This is a genomic window from Bradyrhizobium sp. (assembly GCF_016462955.1).
In the GTDB taxonomy this organism is placed as follows: domain Bacteria; phylum Pseudomonadota; class Alphaproteobacteria; order Rhizobiales; family Xanthobacteraceae; genus Bradyrhizobium.
The window spans coordinates 1-3,239 of sequence record NZ_JAEMSD010000648.1 but is presented as its reverse complement, the minus strand read 5'-3'; the positions used below and the strand labels follow the sequence as shown (position 1 = coordinate 3,239).

The 3,239-nt window shown below is 60.0% G+C and carries 2 protein-coding genes and 1 tRNA gene; 1 reads left to right on the top strand and 2 read right to left on the bottom strand.

Going from position 1 to position 3,239, the window contains the following annotated elements:
- Positions 1-334 (bottom strand): porin (locus tag JHD07_RS36220; protein WP_291630908.1); only part of this gene is annotated, 334 nt, incomplete at its 3' end.
- An 829-nt stretch (positions 335-1,163) separates the two neighbouring features.
- Here JHD07_RS36220 and JHD07_RS36215 point away from each other — a divergent pair.
- A tRNA-Ser gene (locus tag JHD07_RS36215) sits at positions 1,164-1,256 on the top strand.
- A gap of 528 nt (positions 1,257-1,784) precedes the next feature.
- Here JHD07_RS36215 and JHD07_RS36210 read toward each other — a convergent pair.
- Positions 1,785-2,051, bottom strand: a complete 267-nt coding sequence (locus JHD07_RS36210) for a hypothetical protein (RefSeq protein ID WP_291630906.1) — start codon at positions 2,049-2,051, stop codon at positions 1,785-1,787.
- Positions 2,052-3,239: the final 1,188 nt, after the last annotated feature.

The following is a 3,239-nucleotide window of genomic DNA, read 5'->3' as shown; positions in this document are numbered from 1 at the left end:
CGCCGTACTCGGTCGCGGTGCGCGTGTCGATGTTGAGATCCTGACGAGCGCGCATCGTGTAGTAGTTGCTCAGGCGATTGTGAGCGCCAGCAGCACCGTTGAACGCACCGTTGTAGACCGAGTTCGTGCCCAGCGCGACTTCAGCGCGCAGGTAACCACCCAGCTTGATGCAGGTGTCGGTGCCGGGGATGTAGTAGAAACCCGCACCGTACAGGGAGCAGATCTTCACGTATTCGACCGCCTTGGCCTTCACGGGCAGATCAGCTGCCTGAGCTCCGCCCACGGCGATCAGACCCGCCGCTGAGCCGAGCAAAAGGCTCTTAACCAACTTCATGTTAAACCTCCAAGTTGCTCTTCAGGGAAGGTCACTGACCGGACGGCCAATTCCCCAACCCCCTTTAAATCACCGCTTTGGGCTCCTTCGCGTCTTCGGACACACCCGCATGAACGCGAGGGACTTAAGCGAATGACCTAAACGGGACGACCTTGGGATGCCCCCCTCCGTCGCTCAGTCACAATTACCGAACGTCCTTGCACACACAACAAGAGAACGCTTGGAAACGGCTCCATGGAGCGTGTTTTCCGGTGGGTGTTGCACAAATAACACGCAGATGTGATCAGCTCGCGCTTGCAACACATTGTTTATATTGATGTTTTTCGAGCGGTTCCATCGGCCATCAAAGTTCCCCACATGTAGCGCAGCGGCCGAGCCCCGCCGCGAAGTGGCTTCAGCACGCTCGAATCGGGAATCAGCAGCAGACTCAACGGGCAGGGCATCAGCGGCCTCGACGCCTCGATCTGACGCCCCATCCACTGCGGCACCTCAGACGTGGCGACACGCTTTATGAGAGTGATGGCCGCAAGGCGCATCGGACCGGCTGCTCGGCGAGCCAGGAGATCGAGCGCCAACTTCCCCTGGCCCTGGCCCCATTGAATTTTCTTGCAAATCCGGCCCCTGAAGGGAGCAGAGATGCCTTTTCAGGGCCGATCCTCCCTTTGCTTCTGGTGCCGGACGTCCCGACTGCGGGTCTGTTCTCGCAGCATCACGCCCCTGCCGGGGAGAAGAGGTCCGTCTCGTTTCGCAAATCACTGGGAATATTCGAGCGAAAACACGCGCTTCCAAATTGACCAGCCCGAGCAATTAGATGCATAAGGCTCGCACCGGAGAGGTGGCCGAGTGGCTGAAGGCAACGCTTTGCTAAAGCGTCATACGGTCTCAAGCTGTATCGAGGGTTCGAATCCCTCCCTCTCCGCCACCCAGCAGCAGAATCAACGTCTCTGCACTCCTTCACCTCAGAGCGAGCGGTGATGTCGGCACCCGGCCTGGCGCAAGGATACGTGCCGCGACCTGCTGATTCGCGCACTCTCGAATAGACGTACCGCTGGCCGAAAGCTGATCCGGAAAAGTGCGAAGCGGTTTTCCGGAAAGACCATGCGCAAACAACAACCTGAAGCGCGATGACGCTTCATGCAAATCTCATCGCGCTCAGATGCCGGATCGCCATACCCGCCAATGCGAGGGCGATATCAGCACGGCCTCGCCGGCCCAGACATTGAACCAGACGCCTCCCTTGCGCCGGCAGGGAAAGGACCAAGGCTCAATTTCGTCTTGTGCAGACATCCGAGTTCCAGATCGCACTCCTCGGGAGCGATCTGAATCGGCAGCCATTGTCCATTGGTCGCCTGGTTGTTCACGCCGTCGGATTCTAGACGGCGGCATGACGGATCAACTTGCTCAGCGCAACCGGGACTCCCGTGCGAATACGGGCCGGAAGCGATTCTCCTCAGTGCGCGCCGACCCAGGCCCTCGCCTCGCGCTGCGCGGCCGAGATCTCGGCATCCGACATCTGCCCGGCGACTTCCTGGCGCAGCGCCACGGCATCCTTGCGGCCCTTCAAGGCGGCAAGATTGAACCATTTGTGCGCGGCGACGAGATCGACGATCCCGGAGCGGCCGCTCGCCCAATAGACCCCGCGCTCGAACAGCACGTCCGACAGCGCGCTTGCGTCGATCGGCGTTGCCGTCTCCAGATCGAAAGTACCCTGAAACATCACGCATCCCCTTTGTTCTTATGCCGCCTCGCTCCCCGAGCGCGGCTCCCGTCCAGAAAACTGTTCAACTCGTCCCCGAGCCTTTCGGCCCATGCCGTTCACCGGCTTGTTGGAGGGATGATGGCGGGCAAATTTGAATGGCAGTTTAAGCATCGCGATGAAGCAGACGTAAACGCGAGCGCGCGGCATCCGCGCGGGAAATTCAGAAAGTCCCTGATTTGCAGGCACTTCCGCGATTCGTCAGATTCGTTTTACCCTGGGATTTCAGGAGAACGATAACCATTGCGCACGGTGGTGCACGTGCTTCGGCTACAATTCATGGCGCGGCGCCTTCGTGACTGCACCCGCCTGTCATTCCCGGCCTCATGCGCAATTCGCACCGGAGCGGGGAATCCAGGACGCCGCGGCCTATCGTTTCAACCGCGGCCGCGGGATCGCCCCGCCGGCCCTGGGCGATGACACCGCGCCTTAAGAAGCGGCACGCAGACCGCGTCAGCCACGCACGGTCCTCGCCTGCGCGGACAGACCAAGGAGGTCGAGACGTCAGCGCGGACACGTCGCAGTCAGATCAGCAATGTCGAGGGGGAAAGGGGATGCCGGCAATGCCCCGGCGTCAAGAGAACGAGGGCGTCGGCGAACACGTCAGGACCAGATTCCACATTGGCCCGAGGGCCAGTCGTGAAATTGCGGAGCCCTTTGAAGAGAACCGCACCGAACGAAGAAAACTCGTTTCTTCTGCCGGACCGCGCAAGAGAACGGTCCGACCGTTGACCTGATGTCTCGCCGACACCCTCTATCGTCGACCAGAACCTTGGAAGGCGCTGATGACGTGCCGGCTATCTGCCGGCAACTTCAGAAGCGAAGTTACTTCTTCTTCGCGACCTTGCGGGTCTTCTTCGCAGTCTTCTTCACTGCGCTCTTCGCCTTCTTCGCCTTCTTCGCCTTCTTCGCTTTCTTGGCCATGTTGCCCTCCGATGTGTGAGATGGCTTTAATCGCTGCGTGCACTCGGGGATCGAATGCACTCATCCCGAATACACCAACACGAAGAAAAAAACAGCGTCTCGCTTAAAGAAGTGTTGACGCAGCAAGGCGCGTGCGCTTGGCGAGCGCGACGCGGGTGCTTCGCATGACGTGCGATTGCGATCACGCGGAGCGTTGGCATCCTCGATGTTCGCGAACGATGCGAT